Here is a 13717-nt window from a genome sequence, read left to right as displayed (position 1 = left end):
GAAGGAGCTTGATAACGTGGGGACGGTTCTAAGTAACGAACGGCTGACAGATGGTGTGTATCACCTTAAGGTAGAGACGAATAGTGGCGGAGCAATGGGTCAATTCTACATGTTACGGGCATGGGGAGCTTACCCCATCCTATCCAGACCCTTAAGTATACATGAAGTACACGAGGATAGTGTTGAATTTCTGTATCACGTCGTTGGGGAAGGTACGGAGATATTCTCACGACTGGGTTCAGGTGATTCGGTAGAGCTTGAGGGCCCTTTTGGAAATGGATTTCCACAGGTCGAAGGGAAGGTTGCACTCATCGGCGGTGGGATCGGAATTGCACCGCTTTATTATTGTGCGAAGCAGCTTCCGGGGAGTGATATTTTTTTGGGCTTTAGCCGTGAAGCTTACCGGACAGAAGCGTTTCGCCCACTTGCAAGTGAGCTTGTAGTCGATGTTGGTGGTTTAATTTTGGATAGTGTGGATTTCAGCCAATATGATCATGTCTTTGTCTGCGGCCCACACCCTATGCTTAAAGCTGCTCAACGTAAAGGCATTGCTGCTGAAGAAGCAGGCAGTAGAACGAAAGTATACCTTTCTCTAGAGAACCGAATGGCTTGTGGGATTGGAGCCTGTCTGGTCTGCAGTGTATCCTGCCGTGATGGCCAAAAGAAGGCCTGTGCAGACGGACCTGTGTTTCTTTCTGAGGAGGTGCTTTTCCATGACTAAGTTGAACACAACAATTGCTGGCGTTCATTTTAAAAATCCAATTATAATGGCCTCTGGAACGTTTGGTTTTGGCCGTGAATATGGCAAGCTGTATGATGTGTCTCTGCTGGGCGGAATCTCTGGCAAGGGGTTAACCCTCAATCCGAAAGCGGGGAATCCCGGCACTCGTGTATATGAGACAGCTTCTGGTATGCTGAATAGTGTGGGACTCGAGAATCCGGGTGTAGCTGCATTTTTAGATAAAGAATGCCCTTATTGGGAAACACTCGACACCGCTCGTTTGGTCAACCTGGGTGGAGGCACACTTGAAGATTATGTTCTTGGAGCTGAGATGATTCAGCGGGATGCAGATGCTCGTGCGAGTGCAGGTAAGACAGCAGTAGACATGATTGAATTGAATATTTCTTGTCCAAATGTTAAAGAGGGCGGCATTGCGTTTGGGATCCAAACTTCAGAAGCTCAAAAAGTAGTACAGGCTGTTAGACGCGCAACTAAACTGCCCCTCGCTGTAAAGCTGTCGCCGGGAGCCGAAAATATCGTTGAAATGGCACAAATGTGTCAGGAGGAGGGTGCAGACGCTGTCTCGCTCATCAACACTATCTCAGGAATGAAGATTGATGTCCGCCGTAGAAGCAGTGTATTCAATAACTTATATGCTGGATTGTCTGGACCTGCGATTAAGCCTGTCGCTCTGCGTATGGTGCATCAAGTTGCACAAAACGTAACGATTCCCGTGATCGGAATGGGTGGCATCACTTCAGCAACGGATATCATCGAGTTTATTATGGCAGGTGCTGCAGTTATCCAAGTGGGAACTTATAATTTCATGAACTTGCGTGCAGGTAGTCAGCTAGTTGCAGAGCTTGAGCAATTTATGGTTGAAGAAAATATTCAATCACTAGAGGAAATACGGGGCATTATATAAAGTGAAGTAGTGAGGGGAATACTATTGACTACTAACCAGATTGATCCTGAGGATATTGAGCTGAAGGCGACGGCTGTCGGACGTGATCTCTTGCTCTTAATTAGTGGAGGGGTTCGGCATATTGGTGCCACGAGTACTGCTTATCTGGAGGGGGAGCAGGTTAAAGTACTGACTTCAGCGGTTCCTCATCATAAAGAGCACACGATAAGCGAGCCCATTGCGATCAGAGTAGCTGAAGCGCTGAACAAGACGGTCACAGTAGTGATGGGGATTCATTACGACAATCTCACGAAAGAAGGTATTATGGAAGTCGTGGAAATTGTGAATTTAAAAGTAAATCAATATTTAGCGCAACAAATATGAAACGGTAGTGGCAATTCTACGTAAAAGATAGCATGTGAGGAATTAAATTATCTTTTGGAGGAATGAAACCATGTCTATATTTAAAAGATTGCGCGATTTAACCATGTCTAATGTGAACGCGATTATTGACAAAGCAGAAGACCCGATTAAAATGACAGATCAATACATTCGTGATATGACCGAAGATTTAGAAGATGCAGAAAAAGCTGTAGCGGCGCAAATCGCCATTGAGAAGAAATTCAAACAGCTGTATGAAGAACAAGAAGCGCTTGTTAACAAACGTACCCAACAGGCTCATGCAGCAGCTCAAGCGGGTAATGTTGACCTTGCTCGCCGCGCTCTGGAAGAGAAAAATGCTGCTGAAGCTAAACTGGTAGAATACAAAGCCAGCTTTGATCAGAACAAAGCCTCTGCGGATAACCTTCGTGGCAAGCTTGAAGAGATGCGCAAACAGCTTACCCAAATGAAGAACAAACGTGAGACATTGGTTGCACGTTATAATGCTGCCAAAGCTCAAACCGAGATCAACAAGGCAATGAGCGGATTTAGTTCCGATTCAGCGTCTGCAGGACTCAAACGTATGGAAGATAAAATGCTGCAAGCAGAAGCTCAGGCTGAAGCCAGCAATGAGATGAGTTCAGGCAATAAATCTCTGGATGATGAATTCGAGAAGCTGAACAAAGATCAAGCGGTTGAAGATGAACTGGCGGCTCTGATGAAACAATACGAGAAGCAATAACATTTGATCTTTAGCCGGTTCACGGCTGGTGTTCACAGGCGAAGGGGAGACAGAAATTCGTTTCTTCTTCGCTTTATCTATGCTTATGAAAGGCATGCAAAATGATTAAGCGGGGGCTATAGAATGGATCTCCATATTCTGGTGTCCATGGTCGTGTGGACGGTGAGCGGCGCTGTGTTGCTGTTTGTACTGATGTATATAGATTCACTTTTTACTCGTTATAACGATATAGAAGAGTTAAAGGCTGGAAATATGGCGGTGACTACACGGTTTGTAATGAAGCTTTTAGCTCAGGCCTTCATTTTATCTTCATCGATAGCGGCTTCCAATAGTTTGCTAGATGCGTTGCTGATTTCGTTGGTATCATTTTTGCTTTTGTTAATTTTAGAAAGAACGGTTCGACTTCTACTAGCAAATTGGGGGAAGCTGGATCTGGATCATGGTACACAGCTTGGTAAAATCGGATATGGCCTGCTATCAGGTTCACTGCAAATTACGGGTGCTTTAATTATTACTGCCTTTATGTAGGAGGAACGATCAAGTTGAGTATGTGGAAACGTATAGGTAACCTTTTCTCTAAGCCAGCGCCTCAGGAAGTTCAAAAAAGTATGCTTAATTTGTCTCCCGGAGACATTTGTGAAGTATCGCTTGTCACCTATGAAGTTACTGGCCGGACACATAATCGGGGCCGTAATGCTGTTGTTCTGACCCTTAGAGATGGAAGCCAGATAGCTTATCTTCATATAGAAGAGCGGGAACAGCTGCAATATGGATTGTACAGACCAATCGATGGGCGGTTAGATAATCCTGCTGAGGTTCCAGCAACGCTTGAGCTCGATGGCTATACATTTTTCCTGGAGGAAGAATATGAAGGTTTTGTTGCTGTTGCAGGTCAGACTCCATTTATGAACGGTGGAGAGCAGCATGTGTGGCAATATCAATCAGATGATTCACGTCTACTGCGTGTAGAGTGGCAACATGGACGGTTTATGCTTTATGAAGGGGAGAAAATAATCCCTGGGGATGTAAAGGTAATTAGAGCATCCTAGACTAGTAGAGAAGTAACGGATCACTATACCGGAAAAAATATTGTAGAAAAGGCTGCTGCCCATAAACATGGATGGTGGCCTTTTGTGTTTATAATTTTACTTCAAGAGGTCTCATGTTAAAATAATACCTATTACTGCAAACATCGAAGTTTCAGAACGGAGGTCTTTATGAAGGATAATAGATTTCAGCGTGAAGCGCTGCAAGTAAAAGAAGCTCAGGCCAAAATAATCAAATATGCCAATCCGCTAGAATCAGAAGACGTATCGCTGGATGAGTGTTGTGGACGTTATTTGGCTGAAAAAGTGATCGCTCCACACCCATTTCCTGCGTTTAATCGATCTAGTATGGATGGATATGCGATTATCGCGGGGGATACCCGTAACTGTGTTAATGGACAAGTGGTATGGTTAGAAATTATGGATAATATTCCGTGTGGCGCAGTGCCTGCGGTAGATATAACTCCGGGAACAGCCGCAAGAATTATGACGGGTGCACAAGTACCGGTTGGTGCAGATGCTGTGGTGATGCTGGAGGTCACGGAGAGACGTGAAGAGGAAGGAAAGACTTACGTTGGAATTCGAAAAAAACTAGAAGCAAACAGCAATATCACACCTCAAGGTTTCGAATTAAGCCAAGGTGATCTTGTATTGCCTACAGGAAGGTTAATCTCTGCGGGGGATATAGCTGTTCTTGCAGCGTTTGGATTACATACCGTGAAAGTCTATCGTCGTCCCAAGGTAGCCATCTTTGCCACAGGAACAGAGCTGCTGGAAGTGCATGAGCCGCTGGAGCCTGGCAAAATCCGCAATAGTAACTCCCCTATGCTAGAAGCTCTAGTCAAAGAAACAGGGGGTGTTCCAGTAATGTTAGGCGCTATTGTGGATGATCTGGAGCTGGCTAGAAGTAAAGTACAGATGGCGCTGGAAACTTATGATTTTGTGATTACAACGGGTGGCGTTTCTGTGGGGGATTATGATATCATGGGCGACTTGGTTCGCGAACAAAGTGGTAATATGTTGTTCAACAAAGTGACGATGCGTCCGGGAAGCGTAACTACTGCTGCGGTTAGAGGGGGTAAGCTGCTGTTAGCTTTATCAGGAAATCCGGGGGCTTGTTTCGTTGGGTTTCAACTGTTTGCACGGCCTGTGATTTCACTGATGCAAAGTGCTTCTAAGCCTTTTTTACCGGAATGGAGCGCTACACTCGGCACAGATTATAAAAGAGTGAATAATTTTACTAGATTTGTGCGAGCTCGGTTAGAAATTAAAGACGGCAGCCTGTTTGCTTATCCGGCACTCATTGATGAATCTTCCGTAACGGTCACGATCAAGGATAGCGACTGTTTGATAGTTGTACCCCCAGAAGAAAAGGGGCTATCTGCCGGAGATAAGGTAACAGTGATCAAGCTGCCAGGAGAGATTCGGGGCTAGATGTGGAGGGTACTCTGGCCATCGAGGATTAAAAGGTATTTGATATCCACGCACGCACAGAAATCGCCATATAATTGCTTAGACAACGTTATTATTTCCAACATTTCAACATATGAAAAATTCACAATAGATAAACAAAAAACAGTTTTCGCGCTAACCCAATAGTCGCTTACAACCGGTTTAAAGGGAGATTTTACCCCAGAAACTAGAATAAGAAAACCCACTTGCGTACCGTAAGTGGGTTTTTAGTGCAACAATAAAAGGGTTAGGGGTGCCCGCCGGTTGTACTCAAATTTGAAAAAAAGCGAGAATGAAATGCCCGGGTAGGCAACACTATCATAGCAATTCTCCTATCGGAAGAGTCGCTGCTCTGCTGGTTGGAGTTATTAGCCTACACCACTGCCGAGATTAATCCCCCGCGGATGCTTAAGGACTCAGATGATCTTATTTGTTTATTTATCACCTTTTAAGCGGGGTTTCGGACCTCAGCGTCGCTATTTCATAGAATGGAGCTCATATTTACGTATTTCAGGCCAATAGCGACCTTGGGGGTCCGTTAGCCACCCAAATGTGAGATAATCCTGCATTTAAGGTCCGCTGAGACCGATAACAACTCTGCACTAGCGAAGAGCGGCTACTCATCCGAAGTATAAGCTCCCCTTGGTGATGATTAATTATCGGTACGCCGCTCGATCGCCTCGGACATCGTTTTATCCGTTAGATGAGCGTAGATCTCAGTTGTTTCGGTGGATGCGTGCCCGAGCTGTTCCTTCGTTTTATAAATATCATTTTGCAGATAATAATCTGTTGCAAAAGAATGACGCAGCTTATGAACCGTAAGATACGGTTTACCAAAGCGTTTAGCGTACTTAATAATCATTTCTTGAATCGCACGTTTGGTCATACGTTTGCCTTCTTGACGCCCGTTAGGGAGAGAGATAAACAAGGCTTTTTCTCTCTTGGGTGTTTTGTAGCGAGATTGGCGCAGACTAAGATAAAGAGCTAGATCATCTTTAGCTTGCTCTCGAAAATAGACAGGTGTCTTGAACGTTTCGTCATTATTCCCTTTGCGGGTGACATATAGCAGCTTGTTGTTAACATCCAAATCGTCTACGTTTAGATTGACTACCTCAGACACACGCAGGCCAGAGTTCAGAATCAAGCTGGCAATACAGGCGTCGCGCTCATGATTTAATTGAAACGAATAATAAGCTTGTTTGTTACCTTCCACATCCCGTCCATAACCTTCATAAATGTACCCCACAAACTCCAGTAATTCCTCATCTTCCAAAATCTTACCCTTTAACTTAGCGGCAGTATCCTTTGGCTTATGTGTTCGTTTGACTTCAACCTTAGCCATAATGTTGCGTTTAAGCAATGGATAAAAGTTCTCATCCTCGGCGATTTGACTTAAATAATGAAATAAGGAGCGTAATGCAGATAACTTACGGGATACAGTAACTCGAGTGTTCGTTCCCTCGGCGCGGGTAGTTAGATGCAACCGGTATCCGACAATACTGTCCATATGTAGGGTTTCCAATTCTAGAAGTGTGATCTCGGTATTTGAGCCTGCTTGAGATAAGCCCTCTGCCCGCAACCAGCCGAAAAAAGATTCATAATCCCGGATATACTCCAGCAGTGTGGAAGGGGAGAGATCAGGGCGTTTATAATCAATAAACTGCTGAACGAACCAGGGCATGAGGGGTAGCTTTTGATCAAGTTTTTTACGGTCATCGTTCTTTTGAACGCTCATGTGATTCACCTTTTTCCATAGATTGCATAAAATCTCTTCCTTCTATCTTAACATGTTTTGTACCAGATTGGACTTCGAATGAAGGGGAAACTAGGTCCGAGCCTTGCTCCTGATGCCGCTAAGCTTTATGATGTGAAGTAAACATAAATGTCAGAGGTGCACATAATGAAACTTGAAATTGAGCTGGTTCCCAAAGAACGTAAGCATACTATAAGCAGATTAATGCAGTTCTACCTATATGATTTCACCCGTTATTTAGAATTTGATGTCAATCAAGACGGGGTATTTCCGGCCTATCCAGGACTAGAAGCTTATTGGAGTAGCGGAAATAATAAATTCGCATATTTGTTTAAGGTGGACGGGCATATTGCTGGTTTTGCTTTGGTGGACAGGTTATTGCGTAATCCTGAAGGCCAGTTTTATATGACTGAGTTTTTTGTGATGCAAAAATACCGCCGAAGTGGTGTAGGTACATGGGCTGCGCATAAGCTCTTTGATATGTACTCTGGGGAATGGAAGGTTTCACAAGTCCGTGCGAATATACCTGCTCGTGATTTCTGGCATAAAGTGATCGGGGACTATACCCATGGAGAGTTTCAAGAGCGCTTTAATCCACAGCAAGGCAACCCCAGCCAATACTTCAACACATTAACTATTAATAGGATTAAGAAATAAAAACCGTTATATTGCTGGTTTCTTTTAGCTATGGAGCTTGCTACTAACGGCAAATGGATTGAAAAAGGGGCTAAGCGAGTGAGCGCTAGACAGTAGAGAATGACAAAGAGAGCGTCAAGACGGAAGGTCAGGAAATTGTGATTTTTTATAAAACTGGCTAGCTATTAAGAACATATACGAATTGTGATGTAGGGAGCATCTTATGCTCTCTATTGTAGTTAACATAACATTTATTATGTCAACCTATTAAACCATTCACCATAAAAAAGGTCGTTGGTTTATTTTTTGTGTTCAAAATACCCAGTCAGTGAGGGCAATATTGCATATCTTATGATGTACTCAATTACAAAGGAGGAGTCAACAATGGGCGAATTTGCAGGAGGATACGGTGGTTTCACTTCCACAGGAGCTATTCTGGTTCTGTTTATCCTGTTGGTTATCATTACTAAAACCCTCTGTCTGTAATCCTTTAACTTCACAAATTAAAGGTTCCGTCAGTCTAAATGACTGGCGGATTTTTTATGTCCGATATGTACATTGGGGGAGGAGAATACATGTGACTAAGGAGATTGACATAAAATAATTCAAAATATATATTAAACAATGTTCAAATATTAAACGGTGTTCAATCCACAAGGAGACGAATTTATGACTAAAGAACAACGAAAAGTACGTGAGCGTGAAGAAATGAGAAATCTGATCCTGCAAAATGCAGCTTTATTGATTGCCGAAGAGGGAATAGAGAAGCTGTCTATCCGAAAAATCGCTGAGAAAATCGAATATTCACCGGGAATTATTTATCATTATTTTAAAGGCAAAGAAGAGATTATCGAGAACTATTTGCAACAAAAATATACGGATATGCTTTCTGAGCTTCAGTCTGTGCAACAAGAGGTACAGCAGGAATTACCTCCAGATACACTTTTAAAACGAACATTGGAGAAGTTCATCAGGATGTCTCTTTCTACGGGTGTAGAATACCGGAATGTCATGCTAAACGATACACCGGCTGTTCTTAGTTACACAGCTGTTCTATTTAGAGGAGCTGCACAGGAGCGTAAAGCGATTGGGATGCTCTGCCAGGGCCTGCTCAGATCTGAAGCACAAAAAAACCGTGAAGAAGCTTTCGTAGAACTCACTGCTCAGGTGATATGGAGTGCAGCATTCGGTTTAATTATGCGGTTGCTTGTCGAAAAGGATCTGCCTGATGATCAGGTCGAAGCTCTGATTTCATGTCATTTGGATTCAATGGTTGCTATTGCTTCCAGGTGAAATCTAAATATTTTCATGAAGGGAGGGGGAGGGTGTTATAAAACATATAAGGAAAGTCGTAGTGCTGTCGGTGTTGATTTCGGTTATTGCAGTGTTTGCAACAGCGGTTGGGTTGTTTTCAGATGGGATAAGTGATGGAACAAAATATACTTTCACGTCAATATGGGGCGAGGATGTAAAGCTTCAGGGGTCAGGAGTGTACAGCCATGATTCTGTCTCTGCGGCGGCACAAGCTAAAGCACAGGATGGAGTTACATTATTTCTTGCCATACCTTTACTGCTCAGTTCACTCATCATGACAATTAAAGGCTCGATAAAGGGGAGGATGCTCCTTACGGGCACTTTGGGGTACTTTTTATATACTTACGCATCCTACAGCTTTCTGACGATGTACAATTCATTGTTTTTAGTTTATGTGCTGTTGTTTTCTTTAAGTTTTTTCGCATTCATCCTAGCCTTATTTTCCTTCGACAAAGAATCCATTCATACATACTTTAAAAACAGTTTACCTTCTAAAGGAATCGGCTTTTCCCTAATGGTTATTGCTTTTATGATTTTATTGCTCTGGCTAGGGAAAATACTGAATTCACTACTGGGGGGAACACCGCCACAAGGGCTAGAGCACTATAGTACGTTGGTAATTCAAGTTTTGGATCTTGCGATCTTAGTCCCATTAGCAATTGTAACGGGGATTATGGTCATTCGTAGACAACCTTTTGGGTACCTACTGGCAACTGTCGTTGTTTTTAAAGGAGTTACATTACTGCTAGCAATTACGGCAATGCTGGTGGCAATGATCTATAGCGGTGTGGCTGTGTCTATAGCCGAGTGTGTAATTTTTCCGACGATGACTGTAGCTATTGCTGCTTGTATGGTTATTTTGTTAAAGCATGTACGTGAACCCTTAAGATAATAAGTGACCAGCAAGCGGCAGGGAGTGATTAGAATGAAGACAATAATTATGTATACCTCGAAATATGGGTGTGCGGAAAAAGCGGCTTATTTATTAAAATCTCAACTGGGCGAAGAAACCGAAGTAGTTAATTTGATGCATGTTAAAGAGCCGACACTAGAACGATATGATACGGTCATCTTAGGAGGATCTGTTTATTATGGAAAAATCCAAAAACAAATGACTGATTTTACAACAAAATATCAAAATGAACTAGGGAAAAAACGAGTAGGATTGTTTGTTTGTGCAGGAGCAACAGGTGAACAGGCCTCACAAGAATTGAAATCTGCGTTTCCAGAAGTGTTATATGACCAATCGGTGACGAAAGAAGTTTTTGGAGATGAGATCTATGAAGAGAAGCTAACTTTGCTAGACCGGTTTGTACTGCGGATGGTAAAAGGAAAAAATAAGAACGTAAATGGGTTGTCAAAAGAGACGATAGAGCGTTTTGCTCTTGCTATGAAAAGGTTGTGAAAGTGAGTGGACGAGCGAGCTTATGAACGCACTTCAGATTATAGTTAACATAATTATGATTATGTTAACTATAATCTTGACAATCAAAAAAAGTAGTCCTTCTTGTGAGAAGAGAGTAACTTCCTCGTATTGAGTCTCTGTTCATCGAAACATGAAAAACCCTACAGAATCGTGCAGATAAAGTCGGGAAGATAAAAACCATCTCTGATAACCTTATAATTAACGAGGGGAGGCAACGTCATGGATACGCTGGTACAACTGAACAAAGCAATAAACTATATTGAGGAGAACCTAACAAATCCCATTGATTATCAGGAGGTTGTGAAAATAGCCTGCTGTTCGGAATATCATTTTACTCGTATGTTCTCCTTCCTAGCAGGCATTACTCTGTCGGAATACATCCGGCGTCGACGTCTAACTTTGGCAGCACTCGAGCTTTCACAAAGTAATATCAAAATTATCGATGCTGCTCTGAAGTATGGTTATAATTCGCCGGATTCCTTTTCTAGGGCTTTCCATAGCCTGCATGGGGTTAGTCCTTCGGAAGCTCGGGTCCATGGACATTCCCTTAAGGCGTTCCCTCGGATGTCGTTTCAGCTGACTATCAAAGGAGGAAATGAAATGAATTACCGGATTGAAAACAAAGAGTCTTTCCGCATCGTGGGCATAAAAAAACGGGTTCCAATCATTTTCCAAGGGGTCAATCCGGAGATTGCGTCGATGTATGAAGGGTTGACGCCGGAAATGATTGATGAGATGAAGAGATTTTCTGATGTTGAGCCCTCAGGGTTTATAAGCGCCTCTACAAATTTCTCTGAAGGACGTATGGAGGAAAAAGGAGAGTTCGATCATTATATTGGCGTTGCCACTACAAAAGACGCATGGAATGGCTTGGAACAGCTGGAAGTGGCGGCCTCTATGTGGGCTGTATTCACAGTCGTCGGCTCTTTTCCGAGTGCGCTACAAGAGATCTGGGGGCGAATATATTCGGAATGGGCTCCGTCATCGGGATATGAGCTAATTAAAGGGCCTGAAATTCTATGGAATGAGCACAAAGATATCACATCGCCAAATTTTAAAAGTGAAATATGGGTGCCTATCACTAAGAAATAAAAGAGTTTGGTTGGACTATTGAAACTGAGCGCTGAATATCCTTTCACAACGAAGCTGCCGCGAAAAATCATTCCGGCAGCTTCGTCAAGCTATAGGCAGGATATTTCGAAAATGTTGTAGAAGTACAATTGGTGAATTGAATGATTTTTAGAATGTAGTAGATTTCAATTTTTATGACTCAGACGAAGATTGAATCAATGAATCCTTCTATTTTAAAGGAGTCCCTTATGACGAACGAGAAGCTTTTGGACTTACTAGGCAGGTATGATATCCAACAGCCTGAGATTATTTTCTTAAGGCATAACGAGAACAGAACCTATCGTGTTAATGACAGAACGGGAAAATCATATTTACTCCGTATTCATGACCCTTTTATAGAGGACATGAAAGGTCTGCAACATACATACAGCGGCATTCTTGGAGAATTGCAAATGCTTGAGAAGCTGGGAAGCTGGAGCACCAACGAAATACAGGCTCCCGTAAGAAACAATGAGGGTGAACTTATTACGATCATTGAATACGAAGGTGAACTGCTAAACTGCTCCGTCCTCACCTGGTTGGATGGAAGAGACATGAATATGAATGATGTTAACAATCTTGAACTGGTAAAAGAACTGGGATCTCAAATAGCAGAACTGCATACTTTTTTTCGGCAGTACGAACATTCAGGTATGGAGATTCGCCCGAGTCAAGGCAAAGCTTATAATGAACGGATGATCCGTGTGATTCATTCGGGTGTGAAAAAGAATTTATTTACGCCTCCTGATGCTAATGTCATTGAACAAACGCTGCAATTGATCAACTCCCGGTTAGATGACCATGGCGGGGAGGCTGGCCCGGACCTTATTCATGGGGATTTGTGTATGGGTAATATCATCATCACAACCGAAGGAAAGGTGCGTTTTATCGATTTTGGCTTTTTCGGAAAAGGTTATGCTTTACTTGATGTAGCCATGGGAGCTATGATGCTGCCTTCCGATCGAAGAGATACTTTCCTAAAGGGTTATTACAGAGAGTGTGAAAATACAGCGAGTGATCTACTACAGTTAGAAGGTTTAATGTTGGTCGCTATTATTGGGTATTACGTCTTCCAGATAGAGAATGTACATGTTCATGATTGGATGCGTGAAAGAATGCCCAAATTATGCGCTGAGTATTGTCGCCCCTTCCTCAATGGTGAAAGTATATTTTATAAAATATGAAATGGAACGTTCAGGTTGAACTAACGAGGACTGGTATGTTTGATAAAAATTGATTATAACCGTTTATCACCAAACGTGTTATCAAAAAAATAGTAAAATAATACTGTTAAGCGCGATGGCTGTCGATTAGCATTTATTTCGATTATATTCTAACAAGGAATGAAAGGGGGAATGGTGTTGATTGAACATAGCAATCTTGAAGAATTTCAAGATCCGGTAAATTACGATCTTGAATTTGACGGTGAAATGGACAAATATCAGTTCTATCTTGAGCTTGCCAGATCGAGTCCTGGGGAAGTGTTAGAACTTGCTTGTGGTACAGGCTTAACAACGATCCCCCTCTCGAAAGCCGGTATAACAATGACCGGTGTAGATATCTCTTCAGCGATGATTGCGTATGCGCGGTTGAAGGCGAAAGGGCTGACTGTTACTTTTATGGAAGGTGATGCCCGTACCTTCGAATCGGACAAGCGATTTTCGATGATTTATTTGACTGGTAATGCTTTTCAGGCATTTTTAAGTGATCAAGATCAAAGCGATTTGCTCACGACCGTTCACAAACATTTACAACCTCATGGAATCTTTGCATTTGAGACCCGAAATCCGGAGGGAACGGATTTATCCGATCAAGAGGAGACAGAATGGGGATCATTTATTGATAAGGATGGAAATAACGTCAAGGTATCAGGCACCCAATGTTACGATGCTGGCCAGCATATCATGCATTGGGTCACGATGCGTGATTGGGGGTATAAGCGAACGACCTCACGAATTGCTTGTCGGTTCACGGATCCGAATACGCTACATTCTTTATTAACTCGTCACGGCTTTTGCGTCGAACATCAATATGCTGACTGGGATAAAATGCCGTTTTCTCTGTCATCTTCATCTATCATTAGTGTTTGTAGGAAATGTTAGGAGAAACGTAATGCATTGCGATAGACCCCCCCCCCTCAGATTGAGGGGGATTTTGTTGTTTCTAAGTTTAGCATCCTTTTCGCATTAAGAATTTAATCGGTCCGCGGGCCATTCGTTTTCTGCTCAATAA

At 42.7% G+C, this 13717-nt stretch carries 16 protein-coding genes; 15 read left to right on the top strand and 1 reads right to left on the bottom strand.

Annotated elements, in window-relative coordinates; translation table 11 throughout:
- Positions 1 to 16: 16 nt before the first annotated feature.
- The 7 genes from MKY14_RS07635 (at position 17) to MKY14_RS07605 (ending at position 5228) form a co-directional block, all read left to right on the top strand.
- Positions 17 to 721 (top strand): dihydroorotate dehydrogenase electron transfer subunit, encoded by a 705-nt coding sequence (locus MKY14_RS07635; protein WP_076098787.1) that lies wholly within the window; start codon positions 17 to 19, stop codon positions 719 to 721.
- The gene (locus MKY14_RS07630; RefSeq protein WP_076098788.1) at positions 714 to 1646 is read left to right on the top strand and encodes a dihydroorotate dehydrogenase; all 933 of its coding nucleotides are present in this window, start codon (positions 714 to 716) and stop codon (positions 1644 to 1646) included. The genes MKY14_RS07635 and MKY14_RS07630 overlap by 8 nt, the downstream gene beginning before the upstream one ends.
- 24 nt (positions 1647 to 1670) lie before the next feature.
- Positions 1671 to 2009, top strand: coding sequence for a prenylated flavin chaperone LpdD (lpdD, locus tag MKY14_RS07625; RefSeq protein WP_076218215.1), 339 nt, complete (start codon positions 1671 to 1673; stop codon positions 2007 to 2009).
- 70 nt (positions 2010 to 2079) lie between these two features.
- Complete coding sequence (locus tag MKY14_RS07620) at positions 2080 to 2748, top strand: PspA/IM30 family protein (RefSeq protein ID WP_036687619.1); 669 nt, start codon at positions 2080 to 2082, stop codon at positions 2746 to 2748.
- Between the two features lie 123 nt (positions 2749 to 2871).
- A complete protein-coding gene (locus tag MKY14_RS07615) occupies positions 2872 to 3276 on the top strand; it encodes a DUF350 domain-containing protein (RefSeq protein ID WP_036687618.1) in 405 nt (134 codons plus the stop codon).
- A 14-nt stretch (positions 3277 to 3290) separates the two neighbouring features.
- Entirely contained in the window at positions 3291 to 3797 is a 507-nt protein-coding gene (locus MKY14_RS07610; protein WP_076130052.1) for a DUF4178 domain-containing protein, read from the top strand.
- Positions 3798 to 3965: 168 nt separating this feature from the next.
- Positions 3966 to 5228: a molybdopterin molybdotransferase MoeA gene (locus tag MKY14_RS07605; RefSeq protein ID WP_076308324.1), complete on the top strand. Its 1263-nt coding sequence runs from the start codon at positions 3966 to 3968 to the stop codon at positions 5226 to 5228.
- A 670-nt stretch (positions 5229 to 5898) separates the two neighbouring features.
- Here the strand turns inward: MKY14_RS07605 and xerS are convergent.
- Complete coding sequence (gene xerS, locus MKY14_RS07600) at positions 5899 to 6981, bottom strand: tyrosine recombinase XerS (protein ID WP_076190208.1); 1083 nt, start codon at positions 6979 to 6981, stop codon at positions 5899 to 5901.
- Between the two features lie 165 nt (positions 6982 to 7146).
- Here xerS and MKY14_RS07595 point away from each other — a divergent pair, with 165 nt between their 5' ends.
- From MKY14_RS07595 to MKY14_RS07560, 8 genes are all read left to right on the top strand, one after another.
- Positions 7147 to 7656 (top strand): GNAT family N-acetyltransferase, encoded by a 510-nt coding sequence (locus tag MKY14_RS07595; protein ID WP_076184408.1) that lies wholly within the window; start codon positions 7147 to 7149, stop codon positions 7654 to 7656.
- A 363-nt stretch (positions 7657 to 8019) separates the two neighbouring features.
- Positions 8020 to 8121, top strand: coding sequence for a sporulation protein YjcZ (locus MKY14_RS07590; protein WP_197069683.1), 102 nt, complete (start codon positions 8020 to 8022; stop codon positions 8119 to 8121).
- Between the two features lie 183 nt (positions 8122 to 8304).
- A complete protein-coding gene (locus MKY14_RS07585) occupies positions 8305 to 8928 on the top strand; it encodes a TetR/AcrR family transcriptional regulator (protein WP_076308322.1) in 624 nt (207 codons plus the stop codon).
- A 61-nt stretch (positions 8929 to 8989) separates the two neighbouring features.
- Positions 8990 to 9841 (top strand): hypothetical protein, encoded by an 852-nt coding sequence (locus MKY14_RS07580; protein WP_339187252.1) that lies wholly within the window; start codon positions 8990 to 8992, stop codon positions 9839 to 9841.
- 33 nt (positions 9842 to 9874) lie between these two features.
- Positions 9875 to 10354, top strand: a complete 480-nt coding sequence (locus MKY14_RS07575) for a flavodoxin domain-containing protein (protein ID WP_340976162.1) — start codon at positions 9875 to 9877, stop codon at positions 10352 to 10354.
- Positions 10355 to 10594: 240 nt separating this feature from the next.
- A complete protein-coding gene (locus tag MKY14_RS07570; RefSeq protein WP_076281735.1) occupies positions 10595 to 11467 on the top strand; it encodes an AraC family transcriptional regulator in 873 nt (290 codons plus the stop codon).
- 227 nt (positions 11468 to 11694) lie between these two features.
- Complete coding sequence (locus MKY14_RS07565; RefSeq protein ID WP_076184404.1) at positions 11695 to 12669, top strand: phosphotransferase enzyme family protein; 975 nt, start codon at positions 11695 to 11697, stop codon at positions 12667 to 12669.
- A gap of 177 nt (positions 12670 to 12846) precedes the next feature.
- Positions 12847 to 13587 (top strand): class I SAM-dependent DNA methyltransferase, encoded by a 741-nt coding sequence (locus MKY14_RS07560; protein WP_081383371.1) that lies wholly within the window; start codon positions 12847 to 12849, stop codon positions 13585 to 13587.
- The last annotated feature ends 130 nt before the right edge of the window (positions 13588 to 13717 follow it).

The sequence above is a fragment of the Paenibacillus sp. FSL R5-0887 genome, from assembly GCF_038002305.1.
GTDB classification, from domain to species: Bacteria; Bacillota; Bacilli; order Paenibacillales; family Paenibacillaceae; genus Paenibacillus_AQ; species Paenibacillus_AQ odorifer.
This window is presented reverse-complemented; position numbering and strand designations above follow the sequence as displayed.